The following is a 23,504-nucleotide window of genomic DNA, read 5'->3' on the forward strand; positions in this document are numbered from 1 at the left end:
ACGAGGCCGGCCGAGAAGATCAGGATGGCGGTTTGCAGCTCCAGGATGTTGAACTCCAGCAGCAGCGACACCGCGAGGGTCGAGAGCGACTGTGCGACGGTGAACAGCAGGAATTCCGCGCTGAACACCCGTCCGCGGAAGGCATCGGGGGCGCGTTTTTGCAGGAGCACGGTGCTTGAAACCCAGTTTGCGCCCGAGGCTATGTGCGAGAGGAAAACGAGGGTCATCATCACCCATAAAGAGGCGGTCAGCCCGACCCCGAAGTAGAACAGCCCGGCGATTACCATCGCGGCGCCCATGCCGGCGACCCAGCGGTTTTCGTTGCTCGCGTATTTGCGGTGCAGCACGGGTCCGACCGCGGTGCCCGCGCCCCGTGCCGCGTAGAGCAGCCCGAGTCCGGCGCTGCCCATCAGCAGCACCTGATCGGAAATCAGAATGAGCATATACACCAGGCCGCCCATGAAGATGGTCATCCCCCCTTTGGCCATCGCCGGACGATACACCCGGCCGGTTTTCCAGAGGTAGCGGTAACCGTCCATGATGCCCTTTATCGGGTCGCGCAGGCTTTCGAGAGTTGCCGCGTCGCGCACGTGCGGAATGGTCGCCCGGAAGATGAAAATGGTGCTGAGGATGTAGCCGAGCCCGTTCATCACGAAAACGGCATCGGTGCCGAAGGCGGCAGTTGCGAGGCCGCCGAGGCCCATGCCGCTGGTGAAGATGATGCTCCAGGAGAGGTTCGAGAGGATGTTGGCGCGCACCAGCTCCTCCGGAGAGGTGATGTTAGGAATGGAGGACTGTTTAGCCGGTTCAAAGACCGCGGCGAACATCATCTGCACGGCGGTCATCACATAAATGAGCCAGAGCAGCTCGGGCTCACGCACAAAGAGGAAGCTGAGCACGGCGAATCCCCGGCCAAAATCGCAGACGATCATGAGCATCCGCCGGTCGAAGCGGTCGGCGATGTAGCCTGCAAAAGGCGAAAACACCGCGAAGCTCATCATCTTAATTACAATTATGAGGCCCAGCAGCAGCTCCGATCCGGAAAAATCAATAATGAGCGCATAAACGGCCAGTACGCCGAACCAGTCGCCCAGGTTGGAGACCATCTGCGAGAACCACACCCGCCGGAAGTTGGCGTTGCTGCGGACCAGCCTGTAATACGGGTTTTCGGAAAGGCTTTGCAAGAAAAGGTGTTACGGGGTTGAAGGTTGAGAGGCTTGCTGAACGACTTGTTTTGCGGAATGATTCCAATCGGACGGCAGACGGCGGACGGCGAACCGCTGTATTTTTTGAATGCCAAGGTACGGGTTTTATGGCACGCGGATTTCTTTATTCCTGTTGCAATGCTCCCCCTTCGCGGTCTTCGCGCTAACCTTCGTGACCTTCGCGGTTAAACCACGTCCCGCTGATTTTTACCGCGAAGGGCGCAAAGGATGGCACGAAGGGCAAATTCGCGGTTAATAACATGGCAACGTACCCACATTGTAATTATATTTCACTTCATACTTCCAACCCACAGCACAGCAGCATGAAAACAAAACTGATTCGTATCGGCAACTCTCAGGGGGTCCGGATTCCGAAGCCTCTGATCGAGGAAAGCGGCCTCAGCGGCGAAATTGAGATGATTCTCCGGGATAATGAAATCGTGCTGCGGGCGGCTGAGCCGAGCCGTAAGGGCTGGAATGCCGCCTTTCGGAAAATGGCCGCGCAGGCTGATGATCAGCTTGAGGACTGGTCAGGCAGCGAACCAAACTCCGAATGGGATGAAACCGAGTGGAGCTGGGAGGATGCATCCGGTGAAGAGATTTGAAGTGCACCTGATTTCCCTCGATCCCACCAAAGGTTCGGAAATCCGCAAAACCCGGCCCTGCGTCATCATTTCCCCCGATGAAATGAACCGGCACATCCGCACCGTTATTATCGCCCCGCTCACTTCAACGCTCAAAAAATACCCGACGCGGGTCACTACCCGATTCGCCGGGCAAAAGGGTCAGATCGTACTCGATCAGATCCGCACGGTTGACAAAAGCCGGCTCATCAGGCAGCTCGGCACTATTGATGACGCCACCGCAGCCCGGGTGCAGGAAGTACTGCAGGAAATGTTCGCCCCCTAATGCGATTGACGGCACGCGGATAACCGCGAATTTTTTTTAGGATGATGGATACGAAGCCTTTCAAAGCTTCGAGGCCGAAAAAGCCTCCCCCTTCGCGGTCTTCGCGTTACCCTTCGTGACCTTCGCGGTTAAAACCTCAATTCCGGAATTTACCACGAAGGGCGCAAAGGATGGCACGAAGGGTAGGGTGGGATCTTCAGCTTCATAGTTTTTGACGCACATGCCGGACTGTCTGTATATAAATTGTGCCTTTTTCTTTGCGTATTCTATATATCACCCTGTAGTTTCCGGCAATCAGTTCTCGTAAGTCAGGCTCATTATACTCCGGTACAATCCTGCCCGATTCAGGCTGTTCTGCCAGTTGATCAGTTCTGTCAATTATCCCCAAAGCCCACTTTTCGGCTGCCTCAGGATTATCCCGTGCAATATAATCCACAAACTCATTCAGCCTGTTCAGAGCCTGATTTGTCCAAATTATTTCCACTTTGTCAGGTTTTCTTTAATCCGCTGTTTGGCTTCCTCGTGGGTTAGAACCCTGCCGGCTGAGATTTGCCGTTCCGCCTCGAGCAGGTCTTCCATCAGCTCGATTTTTTCCTGCATGCGCTGGTACTCCGAAACATCAACCAGCACAGCCGCACTTTTACCATGCTGCGTGAGAACGATCGGCCGCTTTTCTGTTTTGATGCGGTCAATGAAATCAGCCGCATGTTTCCGAAATTCAGAAACCGGCTGAATGTCTTTGTTAATGTCGAGTCGTGCAGTTGCCATAGGAGAGAGAATTTACTTTAAACGTACTTTTTAAAGTACAAATAATTCTTCGTACTTGCCGGTCCTTTAAAAGTGGATTTTTTTTTAGGGTGATGTGCACCAAGCCTCTCAAAGCTCCGATGCCGGAAAAGCATCCCCCCTTCGCGGTCTTCGCGTTACCCTTCGTGACCTTCGCGGTAAAACCCCGGCCCGCTGATTTTTACCGCGAAGGGCGCAAAGGATGGCGCGAAGGGTTTAAGGTTTTTCGCGGCCCTTAGCTTATTTTAATCTTCGTCACCCGTCATCACCTCTTCAACTTTCCCCATGACCCGCTTTTTTGCTGCGCTCCGGATTTTGTCGCTGCTCCTGTCTGCTGCGGGTACAGGCCTGTTTCGGGGGATGCGCTTCCGGGCCAGCGCCCGGTACCTGATGCGGGTCTGCTTTTGGGTACTCACGCTTTCCATCAGTTTTACGGCTTCAGTTTGGGCCCAAAACGGGATGCTCTCCGCGCCCGCACTTCCGCTCATTCAGGCAGACGGCGCCCTGAGCTGTGCGGAACTGAAATCCTCTCCGGGCTTGCCTCACGCCGGGTTCGGGTGGTTTTCCGGGGATGCCCACAGCCGCACAGCGCCCGGTTTCCGGGTCGGCTATTACGGGCTCAACCTCGATATCGATCCGGATGAGGAGCGCATCAGCGGACACGCGGACCTGCTGCTGCACTTTCCGCAGGGCAAGGCGCGCATCACCCTTGAACTGAACCGCAGCCTGCACATTTCGGGCATCACGGATGCTGCTACCGGGGCTGAGCTGCCGTTTACACGCAGCGCGGGTCCGGTGGATTTTCTCGTGGAGATTGAGCTCGCCGCCCTCCCCGACACCGAAACACAGCGCCTCATCCGGATTTCGTACGAGGGGCGGCCGGGCGGCACCGGCTTCGGCAGTTTTGTGTTCACGCGCCGGGGCGGCGCACCGCACTTCTGGTCGCTGAGTCAGCCCTTCGGCGCGCGTGACTGGTTCCCGAACCTCAACACACCGGCCGTGAAGGCCGACTCATCGGATGTCATAGCCCGCATCCCCGACGGCCTCACCCTGGCTTCCAACGGACTCCTCGTCCGGGAAACGCCGCTAACTAACGGGCAGACCGAGTGGCACTGGCGCTCCCGCTATCCCATCGCGCACTACCTCATTTCGGTGGCGGCCGCGCCTTACGTGAGCTTCACCGACTACTTCCGGCACAGTCCGCAGGATTCCCTGCCGGTTGTCAACTTCGTGTACCCCGATGCCGATACGCCCCTGCTTCGGGAGCAGGCCCGCCTCACCCTGCCCATGCTTGCACTGTTTACAGAGCTTTTCGGCCCCTATCCTTTCCTGAGCGAGAAATACGGGCACGCCATGTTTGGGCGGCGCGGCGGCATGGAGCATCAGACCATGAGCTCGATGCATAATTTTTCGCGGGCGCTTGTGGCGCACGAGCTGGCGCATCAGTGGTTTGGCAACGCGGTAAGCTGCGCGCGCTGGGAAGACATCTGGCTGAACGAGAGCTTCGCGACCTACGCCGAGGGGCTGGTAATCGAAGCCTTCGACGGGCCCGCGGCCTTTCGCGAGTGGCGGCGCGGGGTAATCGGGCAAATCACGGCTGAGCCGGCGGGCCGCGTTTTTGTGCCCTCCGAGCGTATAGATCCGTCAGCGCCGGACGCTTCGGTCGCCCGCATTTTCCGCTACCGCACAAGCTACCTGAAAGGCGCGATGGTGCTGCATCAGCTGCGGGTTTTGCTGGGGGATGATGCCTTTTTCGGCCTGCTCCGAAGCTGGGTGCAGGGCGATTTTCTGCACGGCTCGGCAACAACCGAAGATTTTATCGCCCATGCAGAGGCCTTCAGCGGAGCGCCGCTACGGGGCTTTTTTGATACCTGGATCTACGGGCTTGCCCATGCCGAGCTCGGGCTGCGCTACGCGGTGCGGCCGGTTTCGGATCACTCCGGCCAAGGCTACCTGCTGCGGCTTCAGTCGGCTACGCGCGCTTCGGCGGAGGGTCCGGCGGATTGGTCCGTGCCGCTGCAGCTCCGGATTCCCGAAGCCGGCGGTACGCGCGACACAACACTGACCCTGCCGCTGCCGTCCCCGGGCGAGCCCCTCGAAGCGGAATTCCGGCTTCCCTTCCCTCCGGCCGTGCCCGAACCCGACCCGGAATCGCACCTGCTGCTTGGCCGGGCCGACGTTTTCCCCGGCAGCTTTGCCGATATCGGCCGTGAAATCCCCGGCGGAATCCAGCTGCTTCCGCCCTACCCCAACCCCTTCAACGCCCGCGTGCTCATCCCCTTCACCCTGAGCGAGCCGGCCGAAATCCGGGCAGAAATCTACGATCTGAACGGCCGACGGGTAACGGTTCTTTTTGAAGGATTGATGCTCACCGGCGAACATCTGCTTCCGTGGCAGGCCGGCAGCGCAGCAAGCGGCGTCTATTTTGTGGTGATGCGCGCCACAGGCCGCACCGAAGTAAAGGCCGTAACCCTCTTGAAGTGAGCGCGGGCTGATTCGGAAATAATGGGACGCTGATGAGGCGGATTTTCAAACGCGGATTTAAACAACATATCCGCGCAAATCCGCGCTGCCCCGCATCCGAAAAATCCGCGTGCCATCAGAGACTCTTAATAACCCCGCTTAATCCGCATGCCATCAAAGCCTGAACGCCCCCGCCTGCCCGGCTGTTTACATCCCCATCACGCATTGAAAAAACAGCGAATTAAGCGTATTTTACAAGGCTAATCCAAATTGATTCCGAAAACGTATTTATGATCGAAACCAAAGAAAAACTCCCCTACAAGGTAAAAGACATCAGTCTGGCCGAATGGGGCCGCAAGGAAATTAAAGTCGCCGAGGCAGAAATGCCCGGCCTCATGGCGCTTCGCGAAGAGTACGGCCAAAGCAAGCCTCTCAAAGGCGCACGCATCGCCGGCTGCCTGCACATGACCGTGCAAACCGCCGTTCTCATTGAAACCCTCGTTGAGCTGGGCGCCGACGTTACCTGGTCGAGCTGCAACATCTTCTCCACACAGGATCACGCAGCAGCAGCCATCGCCGCAGCCGGCGTTCCGGTGTACGCCTGGAAAGGCATGAGCGAAGAAGAGTTCAACTGGTGCATCGAGCAGACCCTGTTTTTCCCTGATGGTCAGCCGCTGAATCTGATTCTCGACGACGGCGGCGACCTCACCGCTATGGTGCACGACGATTACCCCGAGCTGCTTGAAGGCATCCGCGGCCTCTCCGAAGAGACCACAACCGGCGTTCACCGCCTGTATCAGATGGCGAAAGAAGGCACGCTGAAAGTTCCGGCCATCAACGTGAACGACTCCGTTACCAAAAGCAAATTCGATAACCTATACGGCTGCCGGGAGTCCCTCGTGGACGGCATCAAGCGGGCAACCGATGTGATGATTGCCGGCAAAGTGGCGGTTGTGGCCGGTTACGGTGATGTGGGCAAAGGCTCAGCCGAAAACCTGCGCTCCTACGGCGCCCGCGTTATCGTTACCGAAATCGACCCCATCTGCGCGCTTCAGGCCGCTATGGACGGTTACGAAGTGAAGAAAATGGATGATGCAGCCCGTGAAGGCAATATTTTCGTTACCGCTACCGGCTGTAAGGATGTTATCCGCGCCGAGCATTTTGAGGTGATGAAAGATCAGGCCATCGTGTGTAACATCGGTCATTTCGATTCCGAGATTCAGGTGAAATGGCTCAACGCCAACGGCAAAAAAGACACCATCAAAGATCAGGTTGATGCCTACACCCTGCCTAACGGCAACACCATCTACCTGCTCGCCGAAGGCCGCCTCGTGAACCTCGGCTGCGCTACCGGCCACCCGAGCTTTGTGATGTCGAACAGCTTCACCAACCAAACTCTTGCGCAAATCGCGCTTTGGACCCGTCCTGAAGAGTTTTCAGTTGATGTGCACGTGCTCCCGAAAGAACTTGACGAGAAAGTAGCCAAGCTGCATCTCGCCAAAATCGGCGTTGAACTCGACGAGCTCACCCCCGATCAGGCACAGTACCTCGGCATTAAGCAGCAGGGTCCGTTCAAGCCGGACTACTACCGCTACTAAGCGGAACTGCTCCGGGCAGATGCGCAGCACGGTTCTCTTTGCGCAGCTGCTTCCCAAAAATTAAAAAGCCGCCCTTCGAAGTGAGGGGCGGCTTTTTTTGTGCCTGCCAGGTCCGTTTTAAAGCTGATTCAGGCCGGCTGAATCAGGGGCATCATTTTGGCTGAATTACCGATTCAAGTATTTTGCTTGCTTCTTGCCATTCCTCCATCAGCTCCGGTAACAGGGCCTCTTCAAATGCTGTATCGGGACGGGTCCGGAGTTCGTGTTCAGCTGCTTCGGCTAAGGCGGTTATCCTGAAGAGGCATCCGTTCATGCTTGTTCCCTTCAGTTTGTGCAGCAGCCTGCCAAGCCTGTCTGCCTGCCCGGCCTTAAATGCATCCGAAATTTGCCCGAGTAAAACAGGAATATCGGTAAGCAATAAAGAAATCACTGTTGTGGCAACCTTCTCGCCGCCCCGGGCCATAAGCCTGTTCTTATCAAAACGCAGCGGCGTATTATCAGCCCGGTTCGTCGTCTTAGTATCCGTTTCGGAGTCGTGATCAGCATAATCCCAAATTACAGCCCGCAATTTTTCGGACTCTACCGGCTTGGTAATAAAACGGTCCATTCCTGCGCGGTAACACTGCTCGATCTGCTCTTTTAGTACGCCGGCAGAAAGGCCGATTACCGGAACGTATCTGCCGGTTTCCCGCTCAATTTTACGGATTGCTTCGGTTGCTCCGAGGCCGTCTTTTTCCGGCATCTGTACGTCCATGAAAACCAAGTCGGGACTGCATTCGAGGTACTTTTCGATGGCGGCATGGCCGTTTTCAGCTTCGTAAATGTCACAGCCGGGTATAATCTCCTGTAGCATGGCCCGGGTCAGCAGCAGATTCATGGGTACATCATCCGCTACGAGAATCTTCATTTTTTTCTCTGTGGGCACCATCATCTGCTCATCCGCCGACCTTAGGCCGGCAACCTCTGTGCTGCCGGGTGTGGTATGGATGTGCTCAAGAGCGTTCAGTAGCTGCGACTGCTTTACAGGTTTGGAAATGAGATACCGCACCCCGAGCCGCTCGCATTCCTCAAAAAGCCCGGAAGTATCCCCTGAGCCATGCATGAGAATTACAGGCAATGTTTCCGGATGCAGCTGCATGTTTTCCCGGATGTAGCGGATCATTTCAATACCGTTCATGCCGGGCATACGGTAGTCACACAAAACGGCATCGACATCCTGCTGCTCCAGGGCCCTCAGGGCTGTGGCTGCACTGTCGCAGGGAAGAGTTCCCAGCCCTGCTGCCGCAAGTGTACGCTGTAGTATTTCGCGGTTACGCGCATTATCGTCCGCAATCAGCACATTTTTAAGCCGGATTGGCCTTTCCTGCTGAAAACGCGGAGCGAGCTCCGTTTGCACCCTAATTTCAAAATGAAATACTGAGCCTTTACCGGGTATGCTCTCTACCTCAATTTTCCCGCCCATTTTCCTGACAATCATATCTGATATCGCCAGACCAAGACCGGTGCCGCCGTATTTTCGGGTTGTGGAGGTATCTGCCTGCGAGAATGATTTGAACAGTTTTTCGCGCTGTGATTTTGTGATTCCGATACCGGTATCACGTACCGCTACCTGAATGGCACGCTGCTTTTGATTTTCGGCTGTACAGCGGATAATCAGGGCGACTTCCCCCTCATCCGTAAATTTAACCGCATTACTCAGCAGGTTGGTTACAACCTGACGCAGGCGCACAGGATCAACCCAGGCAAAGCGGGGCAGTTCCGGGTCGGCATCATACAGGATTTCAAGCTGTTTCTCACCGGCTGCATAGGTAATAACGTCAATACAGCTCTCAAACAAAGCGTCCATATCCGTCCGGATTTCTTCCAGTTCAAGCATGTTTGCTTCAATCTTTGAAAAATCCAGGATATCATTAATAATGCCCAGCAGCGACCTGCCCGCGGTATTTGCATTTTCAACATACTGTTTCTGAACGGGTGAAAGACCGGTATTTTTTAACAGCTCGGTAAAGCCGATCACCCCGTTCAGGGGAGTGCGGATTTCATGACTCATGGCAGCCAGGAACCGGCTTTTGGCAACACTGGCCGATTCCGCTTTTTCTTTCTCCCTGATGAGCTGTTCCCTTAACTTCTTGCCTTCCGTAACATCCTGCTGAATGCCGAACCAGCGGCTGTCGCCGTTTTCAAAGAAAACGGGTGTTGATTCAATCAGGGCGTAGCTTACCTTTCCGTCAACGATAATCCTGCCTTCCCATCTGAACCGCTTTTTTTCGCGCATAGCCTCAGCGTTCAGTGCCATAAAGTCATCGAGTTCATCGGGATGAAACAGTTTAAAGCTCAGAGCAGCATCCTGCAGGATCTCTTCCCGGCTGAGGTTATTCATGGCACACCATCCGTCACTCACGTATTCGAAATCCATGCTTCCGTTTGCCCGTACCCAGAATACATAAACCCCGACGGAAACATGATCTACCAGATCATTAAAGCGCTGCAGACTTTCGCTCAGTGCCTTTTCCGCCTTTTTGCGGTCAGTGATATCTGCGAGCACGCCTTCCCAAACCGTTGAGCCGTCCGGCAGGGTGCGCGGAACAGATTCAGCCGTAATCCAGCGCGTTTCACCATCCACAACAACTCTGGTTTCGCCAAAAAACGGACTTTTTGTTTCAAAGGTTTTCACATTCAGAGCCACCCACTCATCGAAGTCGTCAGGGTGCACACAAGCAAAGCCCTTCATGGGGTCAGATTCTGCCTCTTCCCGGCTCAGACCGGTGAGCTTCAGAAAACGGCTGCTCATAAAAGAAAAATAGGCCAGCCCGCCATCGGGTGGCTGCACCATGGTATAGGTGCCGATGGGTATGTTTTCCGTGAGGTCATACGCGGTTTTCTGAAGTTTAGCTTCAGCTGTACGAAGCGCCGCTTCCGTTTTTTCACGCTCGCTTATATCCACCTGAACCCCGAAATGACCGGTAACCCGGCCCTGTTCGTCGTACATGCAAACGTAGTCGCCTTCAATCAGCATAGGTGTGCCGTCGAACTTTTGTTCCCGTGTTTGCACATGCCATCTCCCCCTGTCAAACAGCCCCCTCCAGATTGCGCGGCCATGTTGCCGATTATGCCTGAAAAGTTCACCAACCGTTATGCCGATAAATTCCTGTTCTGTAGCCCCGTACTGATCCAGCAGTGCCTGATTTACGCGCGTCATCCGCTGATGTGCAAAGATGTAATCCAGCATTTTCTCCTTATCGGTATGCTCGTTCCATTCAACAGGCTCATCCAGCATACAGATAAAAAAACCGTGCAGCGACTGATTAAAAAAAAGATCCGCCTGCTTTTTGCTTTCCAAAAGCTCGCTTTCCCTTGCCACCCGCTCTGTAATATCCTTTGCAACGGCATATACCTGATTCCCCACAAGACTCAGGTGCCATTCTATACTTTTATATGAATCGTTATTGCAATGGCTTTGGTTGGTGAACGAGGCGACAAGCTCACCCTTTAACAAGGCTTCCCAACGCTGCTTTGTACGGCTTAAATCTCGGGGATGGGCCGAACTGATGAGGTTACAACAACTCAGATCCCCGCTCCCGTAACCCAGTATCTGCTCAAAAGCAGGGTTAGCTTTTATTACTTTCCCTTCTGAGTCGGCAATACATAAGGCATCCGGGTTCAAATCAAAAAAAAGCGCCGTACTTTCCCGCTGACTGTTCGCCGGCGTAATATCGGTGATTACGACGCGGAAAAGCAGTTTTTCGAGCGGGTACACTACGAGCTGCAGCTTCTTTCCGCTTAGCCTGCTGTAGGTTTCATAAACAGCTTCGCGACCACCGGAGGCCGTTTTGGCAAAAGCGGACAGCTCAGGATAACCGGCCTCTGCCGCTTTCTTCCCCCGGAAAACTTCAGAAGCACGCTTTCCTGCAACAGCTTCCCTGCCGAGGCCCGTAAGCTGTTCAAAAGATTCGCTGACTTCCTCAAAAATGTAATCGCAGGGCAGGCCTGCATCGTCAGGAATCAGTTTATGTGTTGCAGTTCCGATTGTTAAGTTTGTATTCATATTCATACATACGCTTTAAATGCTTCAATTTTCCTGTGTTTTTGGGTGGCCTAAACACTTACCCTGTACCATTGAGCTTATATAAGGCTTTTGGATACCCTTTCATCCGGCAATACACATATCTGCAAAGACCCGATATTTCCTGCGGGTTGCAGTTATAAGCATGCTTCGGTGATTTTCTGTGTACTGCTAACTCTCTTCATGCAATTTAAGCCATTATTTTATTTAATTCACAGGCTGTTATTTAAAGCAGGTAAAGGCCTGCTATCGTTTCGGAAACGGCTGCGATTTTCTCCACCGCAGCACGCAAACCTTTTTTTTAGCCGGTAATCTAACCATGCTACGGATTCTTTTATTTCCGGCAAGATTGGGCTGTTAGTTTTTTAACATAACCAGGTTTCATCCCGGCAATTCTGATTCATCAGCTATTTCCTTTCCGGCGCGCTGCAGGGCCGAAGCGAGCAGACCGGAGGGCACTGCTATGATGGCTAACCCGATCATCAGAATAAAAAAGGTGAAGATGCGGCCGCCGGTGGTAATCGGGAAGGCGTCGCCGTAGCCTACCGTTGTGAGGGTCGCGACGGCCCACCACAGGCTGTGAAAAATGGAGCTAAAGGCTTCCGGCTGTGCGCTGTGCTCGAAGTAGTAAATACCGACGGCGGAAAGGTAAATGAGGAAACAGGTCGCGCTGAAAAAGATGACAAGCTCTTCTTTTATCTTTTTGAAGGCCATGTGATACCGCATCAGGGCCCGGCTGTAGCGTACAATTTTGAGAATCCGGAAGAGCTGTAGCAGCCGCACTACCCGAACCGCGCGAAGATCGACCGAGGTGAGCAGGAAAAACGGCAGTATGGCAATGAGATCGATCAGGCCGTAAAAGCTGAAGAGGTAGGCCCGCTTGTTCTCCGCCACATAAATCCGGAGCAGGTACTCGGCTGTAAACAGCAGCACCGTGATAAGCTGCGAAACATAGAGAAACGCAAGCATCGGCTCACTCAGCCCTTCAAGGGTGGAAACCGAAAAAGTGATCAGCGAAAAAATAATCAGGGCCTGAATGCTCAGGTCAAAAGCCTTTCCCGCCTTGGTATCACTTTTTTCTACGATACGTCTGAGATCCATAGCTTCCGGATTTTGTTGGGGGATGACCGAAATGAAAGCTGTTTTTAAAGCAGGCGATTCCGCTTACTGTGGCAGGCCTTATTCTTCCATAATAACCAATAAAATCACGTTTTGCCCGATAAACGGGCTTTCGTTTGCAGGTTTTCCCGCCTGCTTTTCGGGCAAACCGCTTCCAGCGCTGCCGCTTATTTTGGGCCGGGATGAATGTACCGGCCTCCGCTGTAGTTATAGTGAAAACAAAAATTTACAGATATTCCCTAAACAGCAGAGCTATGAAAAGAGAAGTCGTAATTATCGGAGGCGGATTCGGCGGTATCAAAACGGCCAAGATGCTGGCCAAGGCCGATGTAAACATCACCCTGATTGATAAAACCAACCATCACCTGTTTCAGCCGCTGCTGTATCAGGTTGCTACGGCGGCGCTTTCGCCTGGCGACATTGCGGTGCCCATCCGCGGCATTTTCAGCAAACAGAAAAATGTGAAGGTGATGCTGGGTGAAGTGGTGGAGGTGCTCGAAGAGCAAAAGGTTGTACGCCTGAAAGATGACCGCCTCATCCCCTTTGATACGCTCGTGGTCGCCTGCGGTGCGAAGTACAATTATTTCGGCAACCATGCCTGGGAGAAGCACGCGCCCGGCCTCAAAACGATTTCGAACGCGCTCAACATCAGGGAGCGCATCTTGCTGTCGCTTGAAAAAGCGGATCAGATCGACAGCCCCGAAGAGCAGCAGAAGTACCTCAATTTTGTGGTGATCGGCGGCGGACCTACCGGTGTGGAGATGGCCGGGGCCATTGCCGAAATCGCGAAGCGTAACATGATGCGCGATTACACCAATTTCAGTCCCGAGCAGACGCACGTGTACCTCATCGAAGCGGGTCCGCGCATCCTGAACGGCTACGACGATTCGCTCTCGCAAAAAGCGGTGGATATGCTCGGTGAGCTCGGCGTTGAGGTGCTTCAGGGCACGGCCGTAACCCACATTGAGCAGGACAAGGTCTTTCTCGAAGACGGCGTGATCGAATCCCCCAATATCGTGTGGGCAGCCGGCGTGGTGGCCAATGAGGTGATCGGTACGCTTGATGTGGAAACCGACCGGGCCGGACGCGCCATCGTTGCGCCAGACATGAGCCTGCCGCGTCACCGGGATATTTTTGTGATTGGTGATGCCGTGCACATGAAAGATGACAAAGGCAATTTGCTTCCGGCCGTTGCGCCGGTGGCCATGCAGCAGGGCAAGTACGTGGCCAATCTGCTGAAAGATCCCGCCGCTTATGCCGCCGCAGAGCGCAAGCCGTTCCGCTACCTCGACAAGGGCAGCATGGCAACCATCGGCCGGGCGCGCGCCGTGGCGGACATCCGCGGGCTCAAGCTCAGCGGCTTTCTGGCTTGGGCGATGTGGTCGGTTATTCACATCCTTTTCCTGATCGGCTTCCGCAATCGTCTGCACGTTTTCGTGGAGTGGATGTGGCATTATTTCACCTACAAGCGCGGCGTACGCCTCATCACCGAGCGCCCCTCCGACCCGGTTGAGCCGGAAGGTGATGTTTTGGGAGATCTGCGCAAAGGCGCGTGATAACGGCGGGATGAGGCAAGGGGGCGTTTCACCCTCCTTCAATTCTCCCGGCGAAATTGCCCGGATTTAAAAATATAAAAGCCTCCGGAGATGAGAATCTTCGGAGGCTTTTGAGTGTAGTTCATTTTGGAATTGGTTTGGGTAATGCAACTTAAGCAATTCAATTTCAGACTTTAAAATGGGATTAAGGTTGGGGCTTAATCCATAACTTTACATCCTGCGTAGATTCGGGTTTTTCTTTTTTGATAGTTTCCTGAAGGTATTCCGTCAGTTTTGGGACCTTAACTTTCTTATTAAACTGAAGGCTGCCCTCATCTATTTCAGGGACCCGAAACCCGTGGATATCTGTTCTGAACAACATATGGCTGATCATTTCAAACCACGCCTTTTGAGTAAGTTTCTTATTTCCCAATTGCACGCTGTAAATGCTCCAAAGCTCCCCATCACAATCTTCTGTGATATAGATATTATTCTTAAATTTTACTATTTCGCCGCTTGTATAGGAGCCATAAAAACCGGTTGTATCATAGCTGAACAGCTTTTCTGTTACTGCATTCATGGGGCGCGGAATTGACCTAAACAGCTCGGTTAAGAATGTATATTGATGAAACTCACCAATCAAATCATCATCCATTTCAACATTGGTGTGTTTTTGAATGTCTTCATGCAATTTGTCATCAAGGAGTTTTAATGACGGATTGTACCATATTGATAATTCCTCAGTTTTTTGCTTACAGACCGTGAACCCGCTGTGAAATGCATTAATCCATTTTTCCCAGGGATATTTTTTTATTTTTTTCAATATACGCTTGTCCATGGCAGCCTCGGTTTAGGGTATGGGTTAGTTTGAATTTGGGATAAAGAAGATCAACATCTTCATTTTTGGTTTTGGTAATTATAAAAAGAGGTTTGCATTAATCAGGGGGTCTCCATCGGGGCCATGGATGGCAACCGGCGTTAGATACCTTAATTTTGCCGGCTATTTTATTTTGGATTTTTTTGGCCATGTAGATGCGGCTAACCCCATCCGCACTTTGATGCCTATCCCTTTTATGCTAATCCCGAAGGGATTACATGTTTATAGAAAATTGATCGCCCCCCCCAATATGCGACCCCGAAGGGGTCGTACGTGGTGCGGGAACATGTTTTTCTATAAACATGTGACCCCTTCGGGGTCGGGGTCATGGATGGGAATCGGGAGCCCGGGCCGCAAACATGATCCGGGCGTTTGCCTTGTGGCGGCCTTCAAATTTATCCCGGAGGGATTACTTGTTTGTTGCGCCTTCAATCACGGCTCTTTTTCAATCCATTCAAAGAGGTATTCTTTTCTGTAATCAACCTCAAACTTTTCGAGGAAACCGATGTACTCTTCTCTGAATGTTCTCCTGCGGTGATGTTCTTTTTGGTTGTGGATGTACGCTATAACATCATCAAGCGCTGAATGCGAATACGAGAATGCACCAAACGCTTTTTGCCATTCAAACTTTGCTGCGGTGAACTTTTTCTCATTCACAAAGGCATTCGATGCCTTTTTAACTTCCCGAACCAAATCAGACAAACAGCACGAAGGCTTCATGCCAATCAAAAAATGGATATGGTCGGGCATGCCGTTTATGGCAAGCATTTTCTGACCCTTGTTTTGCACAACGCCTGTAATGTACCGGAACAATTCTTCCTCCCATTTTTGGCCAATCAGGCTTTGCCTTCCCATAACTGCGAATATGATCTTAATATAGATTTTAGAAAAGGTGTTCATAACTTTTCAGGATAAGCTTAAGGACTCTTGTCTGTTTTTTTTCTACGCCTCTTCCCTGCTTCAGATAATCACTGATGCCTCATTCCGGTATCGTAATCGTTGTGTCGATCGGGGCTTCGTTCAGCGTCATGAAGCTGAAGGTATAGGTTTGGCCCGGCTGCACGGGCAGCGTGATGTCCGTTTCTAAATTTCCCATAAACGGCAATACATATCCGGTCGGTCGGATGCCCCTGAACGTTATCTCATAGGCCCTGTTTTCCAGCTTTACCTGTGGCCTGCCGAACTCCCACCCGGAGCTTGACACACCTACCAAAACATCAAAGGTAATTTCACCTTCATCCGTCTGTATATCCAGGATTTCAAGTGCGGGGAGGGGCCATGTATCTGCTTCTGCTTCCTCTTTGTTGAACAGGCAGGATGTGAGGGTGAGCAGGGCTGTGATGAATAAAATTGCTGCGGGTCGGTACGCTTTCATGAATGGCTCAGCTGTTTTATTTGACTATTGGTTGTGCCGCTTTTTTCATCCTTATAGCAAGGAATCGAAAAATAAAATACGGAACCTTTTCCGGGCTCACTTTCGGTCCGGATTCTTCCTCCGTTTTTCTCCACAAACTCCTTACAGAGAATGAGTCCAAGCCCTGTTCCACCCTCATTGTTGGTACCCGATGTAGAAACATTATTATCAAGGCGGAACAGTTTTTCCAGCCTGTCTGCCCTGATACCAACGCCGTTATCTTTAACGCCAACAATAACTTCTTCAGCTTCTCCCGTTGCTGAAATAATGATTTCCCCGCCCTCTCCGGTAAACTTGATTGCGTTTGTAATCAAATTCCTGAGTACCGTACTAATCATTGGTTTATCAGCGTAAATGATTATGTCATCATTTATATCATGTGACAGAACAATCCTTTTTTGGTTCGCTGCTACACTATAAATTTTTATGTTTTCTTTGATGAGTTTTCTCAGACTTGTTTTCTCAGGATTAAACTTCATTCTGCCTGTATGAGCGCGTGACCATTCAAGCAGGTTCTTCAGTAAATTCATGGCCTGATCAGAAGATTGTTCTATCAAACCGGCATACATACCAGCAGCCTCATAATTACCGTCTGCTATTTCACTCTTAAGTAAATTACTTAATCCGCTTACAGCGCTAAACGGACTTCTGAGATCGTGTGCAATGATTGAGAAGAATTTGTCTTTTTGAGCATTGAGATCCCGCAATTTACTTTCGCTTAGCTTTAAGGCTTCCTGTGTCTGTTTCTGGTCGGTGATGTCCTGAACAGTGCCAACCATATATGCGGGTTTGCCCGCTGCATCGGGTATCGTTACTCCCTTTGCAGAGACTTGCTTTATTTCACCCGTATCTTTGCGGATAATGCGGTGTTCAATATGATAGGGCTTTCCGCTTTTTACAGCTTCTTCAAATGCTTCAGAGATAGCAGCCCTGTCATCCGGATGGGCGATTGGCAGCAGCTCTTCGGTTGTAAGTTTGGTATCACCCACGCCATGTATTCTTCTCCAGTTATCTGATAATATCCAGCTGTCGTTTGCGATATCCCACTCCCAGCTGCCCAACTGTGCAAGCTCCTCAGCCTGAGCCATAATATCTTTCAGTTTGGCGCCCTCCTCCCTGGCCTTCCTGTTTTCACGGGTATTCTCTTCATACAATGCCCGCAAGGCATCATGTGTTTGTTTTAATTCCTGAAGCTCTTTTATCAGCTCCTTTTTTGTCTTTACCGAATCATTCATAAATAACTGCTCAGCTCTGATTTAGTAAGGTTTTCTACAATCATTTGTTAAGTGCAGTGCCCTGAGGCTTAATCTTTTCCCGCCCTGTACACCATTTAATTAAGCAACACCTATTCTTTTTCGATAATACAAAAAAAGTCGAACAACAGGAATGCTATGGCGTCCTGAAATTCAATTATGCCCTCCACCGAAACGCGATCAGCCGGTCCTCAGTCCCGAAATACCAGCTTAAAAGTCGTACCCGCATTAACCCGGCTTTCAACGGTAATCTGCCCGCCCATTTCGGCCATGTGGGTTTTTACGAGATACAGACCTATCCCCTTGCTGTCTTTATTTTTGTGGAAAGTCTGGTTCAGACCGAAAACTTTGTCTTTCTGCTTCTCACTGTCAAACCCGATACCGTTATCGGAGAACGTAAGCGTCTTTTTCCCGCCGGTGATTTCATTTTTTATGATGATGACCGGATCGCGCTTCGGATGCGCATATTTGATCGCGTTGGAAATCAGGTTCAGGAAGATGCTCTCCAGGTATTTTGGGTTAAACCTGACGGACTCAAAAGCGCTCAGATCGGTCTGAAAGCTTGTGTTGGAATCTTTAATCAGCGTTTGAATGGCCTTTTTTGTGGTTGCTATCACATCCTCTATCCGCACATCTGCGAGTTTTCGTTCCGCCGGATTTTGATTTTTGAGGTTATCCACAAAGCCGTCAAGGGTCTCTTTCAGGTTTTCAGCGGAGGTCTGCAGCATGCCGATAAATTCCCTGGTTTCTTCGTTCGTTATTTCAGAGAGATCAATCAGGCTGAAAATGGAAATCAGGTTGCTGACCGGCGCCCTCAGGTCGTGTGAGGTCGTGTAGTTGAGCTGCTTGAGGCGGCTGTTATGATTGCTCAGCTCAGCAAGCAGCTGATTGCGCTCAGCCTCGTGCTTCTTTTTATGGGTGATGTTTTTTGCAATGGCATACACCAGCTGCTGCTCCTGAACCGGAATGGAGGTCCAGGCAAACCAGAGCTCGTCGCCCTGTTTGGTGATGTAGCGGTTTTCGAAATTGGTGAGCGGCTTCCCTTCAAGGATGTTCTCCCGGTATAGTTGGGTGGCCTCCCTGTCGTCAGGATGCTGAAAAAAGCTGATCGGCTCAGACAGCAGTTCGGCCTCGGTATAGCCCAGCAGGCTGCAAACGGCAGGATTCACTCTTTTGAAATAACCGTCAAAGCCCGCAATACACAGCAAATCATGCGAAAGCTCAAAAAACGGCTCTAAGGGGTACGCCTGCTCCGTCTTCCTATCATTTTGATTATCCATATCCATAAGGTTGGGTTTGGATTACGCCCTACGTTTGGGGCGAAACAGTCATCCGGCCCTGATTGAGAATATAAGCAACGATGCCGGCTTATGTGCAGACAAGGTTTTTGCCCTGCTAAACCTCCTTGCAGGTGAGGTAGTCAAGCACCTGCACCATAAGCTCGTTTATACCCGCATAACAGGCGGCCGGGGCGGCGCGCAATTCCTGCTCGGTTTGCACATAGGTTGCCGGCAGCAGCTCGTGACGACCGTTTAGGATCATGGAGTCCGCGCATTCCGGCGTTGTTTCGAGGTGAAACTGAAGGCCGATGGTACGCGCCCCCAACTGAAATGCCTGATGCAGGCAGCCTTCGCTGTAAGCCAAATGTGCTGCTCCGGGAGGAAGACCGAAGGTTTCCCCATGCCAGTGAAAGACGTTTACTTGCTCCGGAAACCGGAAGGTGAAGGTGCCGGGTTCGTGCCTGCAGGCTTTCACCGGGAACCAGCCGATTTCTTTGTGCGTGCCCGGGTACACCCTCGCCCCGAAAGCAGCCGCAATCAGCTGCGCGCCCAAGCAGATACCGAGCACGGCTTTCCCCGACTGTACCGACTCCCTGATAAAAGCCTTCTCCGCAATCAGCCAGGGAAACTCCGCTTCATCATTCACACTCATCGGGCCGCCCAGCGCAATCAGAAGATCGAAGTCCGACTGCCGGGGCAACGAAGCCGACTCAAAAAACCGGGTTGTCGTTACCGAAGCCTTCCGGGATGCCATCCAGGATTGAATACTTCCGGGTCCCTCAAACGGGACATGCTGTAAGATGTGGACTCGCATTGGGGGTGGTTGGGGGGGGGGTAGGGATGGGTAGGTTTTTGCGAGTTATAATGGAGGGCGATGTTTCTGTTGGATTAAAAATAATACTTTATCTACTTTTCAATGAAATCAACAGCGAGGCCAAGATCTCTTCCTTCTCTACATTGCGACCATCATTTGGTACAGTTTTTTTCCCCAGCCCAATTTCTTTGCTCCCTTAAACTTTTGCTCAGTGATGAATTTTAGGTCATAGACAGCATAGTCTGCAATAGGAGCACCTCAGAAACGCCTGTATCGGCGTGCTTACAAAATTGTGCCTGCCTGGGTAGTTGGCTGTTTCAGAAATATATTTTAGATTCATCATTCACAATTCATCATTCATTTTTTTCAATCTCTTATCAAAGTCAGAAATAATTTTTTGGGTCTTATTAAACTGGTCATATTCTTTTCCTGCTTTTGAAATAGCCTGTCTGTGCGATTTTGTTCCTTTGCCTTCTAAAATTTTGAATTCGTTAAAGTTCAAAAACTTATCAACGCTGTTCGCCAAGCTTTCCATTGTAAATGTGTTTTCTCGCTCAATCAGATTCTCGATATAGTCAAAGTATCCCGTTACGGTGCGTTCCAATTGCTTGATCTCCTTTGCTTGTAGGTAGTTTTTGGCAATTGCGGTATCTGATTTTAGAATTCTCCCTTCTGGTGCGTTTTTCCAAGTCGTCAAACCCATATTTTCTTTTTTTGCATCGACATTTTTATAAATAATTTCAGCAGCTGTTTGTCCTGTAATGGCAAAATGAAATTTGTTTTGCACCATTGCATAAAAATTCTTGGTGATTTCAGCTTTTGGGTCGTAATCGATGCTGCATTCGGCAAAAATGTCTGTGATTTGCTGGTAAATTCTGCGTTCACTGGCTCTGATGGAACGAACACGCTCCAATAATTCTCTGAAATAGTCTTTGCCAAAGACCGCTTCGCCTTGTTTCAAGCGGTTGTCGTCTAACACAAAACCTTTGATCATGTATTCTTTTAAGGTTTTGGTAGCCCAAATCCTAAATTGCGTAGCTTTAGTCGAATTTACCCGGTAGCCCACAGAAATAACCGCGTCTAAGCTGTAAAACTTAGTCTTATATTTTTTGCCGTCTGCGGCAGTTGTTTCCAAAATGGAAATAACTGAATGCTCTTCTAACTCATTGCTTTTAAATATGTTAGTTAAGTGCTTGTTGATTGCGGGAACGCCAACATCAAACAATTCAGCCATCATTTTCTGGGTCAACCAAATGGTTTCATTTTGTAGCATTACATGTAGCGTTACTTCCCCACTTGGCGCCTTATACAGAATGAAATTATTTTCAGGTACTAAATCACTCATCTTTTTTTGAATTGGGATTAATGTTTTTTGATTGAGCCAATTCTTTTTTTGCCAAAAAATAAGGCTTTTTGTTTAGCACACTCAAAGAAGTTTGTATTTCAGAAAATCAAATGTGTGCTCTGATTTTCTCAAGCCTGTTTGCTCGTTTAGGTTTTCATTTTCATCAATTTGTGGCAATCCAGGTTCGTTAAAGCCGAATGCTCCGTCTGTATGCGCAAATTGCACAATCGTATTTTCATCAGGGCAAAATGGCAGATGTTTTTTTGCCGGTTTACAGTGGAGAAAACGGGTTCGCATACAGTTGCATGGCATTTCATGGCATGGTTTGTTGAGGCGCTCGCAAGCACCATCTACAACCCATCACCTACAGGTTCAGCCGCATCAGAACCCGCGGAAAACCATCAAGGACGGATTTTGTATCGGCTACCTGACGAAAGCCGGCTGACTCAAAGAGGGCCTTTGTGCCAACATACGCCATGGTCGTATTGATCACCTTGCCTGCGTTATCCAGCGGGTAGCCTTCCAGTATCGCTGCACCCTCGCCGCGTGCAAATGCTATAGCCCCCGCAAGCAGCTGATGCGAAATTCCTTTCCTGCGGTGACCGGGCTTGACCCGGATGCACCATACGCACCAAACATCGGCATCGTCTAAACGGGGAATGGTCCTGCTCCGGTCAAATGTGGTTTCGCGCCGCGGGGCTACGGCCGCCCAGCCCACAGCTTCGTCACCATCATAGGCCAGGACCCCAATGGGCCCCGCTTTCAGCATCTCCGCTACGCGCTCACCTCTCGCCGGGCCGGTGAGGGCATTGTTCTCTTTGGCAGGGAGTCTGTACGTGAGGCACCAGCAAACACTGGCGTCGGGATGCTTAGGTCCCACAACTTCCTTAACGCCCGCAAAGACGGTTGCTGGTTTTACTGTGATCATTGTGTTTCTTTTTGAGTTTAACGACCCGGCATTTCTTCTGCGGGGCGACCAAGCCCGAAGTTAAGCAACAATAGCTTACACGTCAGCAGGATACGTAGTACCGTGAAGTGCTATGCTTTGTTATACCCACAGATTTAAGTTCGAGATTTCCAATACCCAGGTTTTCGCCTTAAGCTCATGACAGCAAAAATTGTGATCTGATCTTCTTCAACTGAGTAGATGATTCCATAGGGAAAGCGAGAGACTAAAAATCTACGTTCAGCTTTCGTGATTTTAGTTCCCGATGAAGGTTGCTGCTCGATGACATCCGGCACTTTTTCTTAATCATCAATAAAACCATCCCCAAGACCAACAACTTGTTCCTCGTAGTAATCAGCTGCTTCAAAAAACTCTTTTCTGGCTTCTGAATGAAATTTAATTGTCACTTTTGAAGACGTTTCCTGGCTTCATTTAAAACATCCGAAGCAGAATGGAGGGATGCATCGCCCGATTTTAAGGACTCTTTTCTTTTTTGGACTTCATCAATCCAAGCCTGCTGGATATCCGGATCAATTTTGCCATGAATGCTTTGCAACAATTTGTCAGCCAGACGTGCTTTATCCTTTCTGTTCAGATTCAGGGCTGAATCTTCAATCTCTTTTAAATCGGTGATCATAGGAAAAGGGTTTAGTTTAGTCAAATATAATTACTAACGATGATAACCGGAAGAAATTAGATTTTCGGGAAGTGGGTATAACGGTCCTGCGTTTATGATGCGTGGCGACCAACTCTGCCGTTAAGCAAGAAACCCGAACCGGTCAGCATGAAACGCTTGTTATAAAGCAGTTTTAGGTAGTGATTTTGAAGTTTCTTATGAATTTAATAAATCAATTAATAGCATTGGTATGAATAATGAACCGAAGAATAAGATTAACGTATAAAAAAAATCTGATAATTTACCCATGCTGTTTATTATGGGTTCTTTCTTAAAATTTTTTAAATATAGATGCCTTAATGGTTTTTGCATTATCAAAATAGTGAGTGGTAACAAAGATGACCATAAAATAAGGCTAAAAATAAGGTGGCCATATAAACTATGTAATAGAACTCCATAAATAGCAAATGAAATAGAAATGTAAATGCAGTATTTGTAAAGTTTGTTTTCTCTTAACATTATGTCATCTGCCCAAAACCAAAACCAGATTCCTACACCAATAACGGAAGTATAATCGTAAAATAGTTTCAGCTCTTGCGAGATAATAAGTGTAAGATAAGTTGAAGATATTAGAGCTACAATAATCAATGAAATTATTCTAAATCTTTTCGCAGTTTTTATTGTTGACTTTTTAGATTCAGTATTTTTTAAATTTGATTTTGCAAAAGTTATAGTTTCTTTTATCTCAAATTGAAAACCCTCTGGAATCCAATAGATTTTAGTATCTGCTACCTTAGTGACATTACCATCAAAGTCTACTTTGAAGTTTATATTATCAGATGTTACCAGTAAAACGTTATCGTATTCTATGTTATAAGGAGATATGTATACCAATAAGTTTTTATCTCTCAGACATTTAATTGCTTTACCTATTGTAAATCCTTCAATCGTAATTTTATACTCAATTCCTACAGGGTATTTCAAGTAATTTATAAGCGAAAAAAAAATTTCATTATCGAGTATTTTATCTACTTGAATAATATGAAAGCCTTTTTCCTTTTTAAATATTTGAAATATCAAACCTTCCTGAACGGTGTCAGAGTATAGTTCAAGCCAATCTTTCAGTGCCTTTTTAATTTTGTTGTAAGCACCGCCTTTTATAAGGATTAAATTGTCAAATGGCATATTTATAGACTTCGATTTCTGCTTTATAACGACCGTTCTGGCATTTCTGCTGCGTGGCAACGATGCCCGAATTTAAGCAACAATGGCTTACACGTA

At 49.9% G+C, this 23,504-nt stretch carries 21 protein-coding genes; 5 read left to right on the plus strand and 16 right to left on the minus strand.

Going from position 1 to position 23,504, the window contains the following annotated elements; all coding sequences use genetic code 11:
• Positions 1–1,184 (minus strand): MFS transporter (locus LAT75_RS08200; RefSeq protein ID WP_291482163.1); only part of this gene is annotated, 1,184 nt, incomplete at its 3' end.
• Positions 1,185–1,528: 344 nt separating this feature from the next.
• Between LAT75_RS08200 and LAT75_RS08205 the strand changes: the two genes are divergently transcribed.
• Both LAT75_RS08205 and LAT75_RS08210 read left to right on the plus strand, forming a co-directional pair.
• Positions 1,529–1,810, plus strand: a complete 282-nt coding sequence (locus LAT75_RS08205) for an AbrB/MazE/SpoVT family DNA-binding domain-containing protein (protein ID WP_291482164.1) — start codon at positions 1,529–1,531, stop codon at positions 1,808–1,810.
• The gene (locus LAT75_RS08210; protein WP_291482165.1) at positions 1,788–2,114 is read left to right on the plus strand and encodes a type II toxin-antitoxin system PemK/MazF family toxin; all 327 of its coding nucleotides are present in this window, start codon (positions 1,788–1,790) and stop codon (positions 2,112–2,114) included. Before LAT75_RS08205 ends, LAT75_RS08210 begins: the two co-directional genes overlap by 23 nt.
• 202 nt (positions 2,115–2,316) lie before the next feature.
• On the opposite strand, the gene LAT75_RS15630 is transcribed toward LAT75_RS08210, so the two are convergent.
• Complete coding sequence (locus LAT75_RS15630; protein WP_363320536.1) at positions 2,317–2,598, minus strand: type II toxin-antitoxin system RelE/ParE family toxin; 282 nt, start codon at positions 2,596–2,598, stop codon at positions 2,317–2,319.
• On the minus strand, positions 2,589–2,882 hold the full coding sequence (locus tag LAT75_RS08215) for a type II toxin-antitoxin system Phd/YefM family antitoxin (RefSeq protein ID WP_291482166.1): 294 nt from the start codon (positions 2,880–2,882) through the stop codon (positions 2,589–2,591). Before LAT75_RS08215 ends, LAT75_RS15630 begins: the two co-directional genes overlap by 10 nt.
• Positions 2,883–3,185: 303 nt before the next feature.
• Between LAT75_RS08215 and LAT75_RS08220 the strand changes: the two genes are divergently transcribed.
• Entirely contained in the window at positions 3,186–5,384 is a 2,199-nt protein-coding gene (locus tag LAT75_RS08220; RefSeq protein WP_291482167.1) for a M1 family aminopeptidase, read from the plus strand.
• A 269-nt stretch (positions 5,385–5,653) separates the two neighbouring features.
• A complete protein-coding gene (gene ahcY, locus LAT75_RS08225; protein WP_291482168.1) occupies positions 5,654–6,961 on the plus strand; it encodes an adenosylhomocysteinase in 1,308 nt (435 codons plus the stop codon).
• 151 nt (positions 6,962–7,112) lie between these two features.
• Here ahcY and LAT75_RS08230 read toward each other — a convergent pair whose 3' ends face one another.
• Both LAT75_RS08230 and LAT75_RS08235 read right to left on the minus strand, forming a co-directional pair.
• Positions 7,113–11,006 (minus strand): response regulator, encoded by a 3,894-nt coding sequence (locus LAT75_RS08230; RefSeq protein ID WP_291482169.1) that lies wholly within the window; start codon positions 11,004–11,006, stop codon positions 7,113–7,115.
• Positions 11,007–11,405: 399 nt separating this feature from the next.
• Positions 11,406–12,125, minus strand: coding sequence for an ion transporter (locus tag LAT75_RS08235; protein ID WP_291482170.1), 720 nt, complete (start codon positions 12,123–12,125; stop codon positions 11,406–11,408).
• 272 nt (positions 12,126–12,397) lie between these two features.
• Between LAT75_RS08235 and LAT75_RS08240 the strand changes: the two genes are divergently transcribed.
• Positions 12,398–13,699 carry an NAD(P)/FAD-dependent oxidoreductase gene (locus LAT75_RS08240; RefSeq protein ID WP_291482171.1) on the plus strand — a complete coding sequence of 434 codons (1,302 nt, stop codon included), beginning with the start codon at positions 12,398–12,400 and terminating at the stop codon, positions 13,697–13,699.
• A 184-nt stretch (positions 13,700–13,883) separates the two neighbouring features.
• Here the strand turns inward: LAT75_RS08240 and LAT75_RS08245 are convergent, their stop codons facing one another.
• The 11 genes from LAT75_RS08245 to LAT75_RS08295 form a co-directional block, all read right to left on the minus strand.
• Complete coding sequence (locus tag LAT75_RS08245; RefSeq protein WP_291482172.1) at positions 13,884–14,516, minus strand: hypothetical protein; 633 nt, start codon at positions 14,514–14,516, stop codon at positions 13,884–13,886.
• Between the two features lie 471 nt (positions 14,517–14,987).
• Positions 14,988–15,455: an IS200/IS605 family transposase gene (gene tnpA / locus LAT75_RS08250; RefSeq protein WP_291482173.1), complete on the minus strand. Its 468-nt coding sequence runs from the start codon at positions 15,453–15,455 to the stop codon at positions 14,988–14,990.
• Positions 15,456–15,534: 79 nt separating this feature from the next.
• On the minus strand, positions 15,535–15,930 hold the full coding sequence (locus LAT75_RS08255) for a hypothetical protein (protein WP_291482174.1): 396 nt from the start codon (positions 15,928–15,930) through the stop codon (positions 15,535–15,537).
• A complete protein-coding gene (locus LAT75_RS08260; protein WP_291482175.1) occupies positions 15,927–17,204 on the minus strand; it encodes a PAS domain-containing sensor histidine kinase in 1,278 nt (425 codons plus the stop codon). The genes LAT75_RS08255 and LAT75_RS08260 overlap by 4 nt, the downstream gene beginning before the upstream one ends.
• 209 nt (positions 17,205–17,413) lie before the next feature.
• Positions 17,414–18,502, minus strand: a complete 1,089-nt coding sequence (locus tag LAT75_RS08265; protein ID WP_291482176.1) for a PAS domain-containing sensor histidine kinase — start codon at positions 18,500–18,502, stop codon at positions 17,414–17,416.
• A 115-nt stretch (positions 18,503–18,617) separates the two neighbouring features.
• Positions 18,618–19,256, minus strand: coding sequence for a type 1 glutamine amidotransferase (locus LAT75_RS08270; RefSeq protein WP_291482177.1), 639 nt, complete (start codon positions 19,254–19,256; stop codon positions 18,618–18,620).
• Positions 19,257–19,659: 403 nt separating this feature from the next.
• Entirely contained in the window at positions 19,660–20,661 is a 1,002-nt protein-coding gene (locus LAT75_RS08275) for a virulence RhuM family protein (RefSeq protein ID WP_291482178.1), read from the minus strand.
• Positions 20,662–20,742: 81 nt separating this feature from the next.
• Positions 20,743–20,958 carry a hypothetical protein gene (locus LAT75_RS08280; protein ID WP_291482179.1) on the minus strand — a complete coding sequence of 72 codons (216 nt, stop codon included), beginning with the start codon at positions 20,956–20,958 and terminating at the stop codon, positions 20,743–20,745.
• A gap of 67 nt (positions 20,959–21,025) precedes the next feature.
• Positions 21,026–21,589, minus strand: coding sequence for a GNAT family N-acetyltransferase (locus LAT75_RS08285; protein ID WP_291482180.1), 564 nt, complete (start codon positions 21,587–21,589; stop codon positions 21,026–21,028).
• 421 nt (positions 21,590–22,010) lie between these two features.
• Positions 22,011–22,244, minus strand: a complete 234-nt coding sequence (locus LAT75_RS08290) for an addiction module protein (protein WP_291482181.1) — start codon at positions 22,242–22,244, stop codon at positions 22,011–22,013.
• A 195-nt stretch (positions 22,245–22,439) separates the two neighbouring features.
• On the minus strand, positions 22,440–23,408 hold the full coding sequence (locus LAT75_RS08295) for a hypothetical protein (protein WP_291482182.1): 969 nt from the start codon (positions 23,406–23,408) through the stop codon (positions 22,440–22,442).
• Between the last annotated feature and the right edge of the window lie 96 nt (positions 23,409–23,504).

The organism is Cyclonatronum sp. (assembly GCF_022565315.1).
Taxonomy (GTDB): Bacteria; Bacteroidota; Rhodothermia; order Balneolales; family Cyclonatronaceae; genus Cyclonatronum.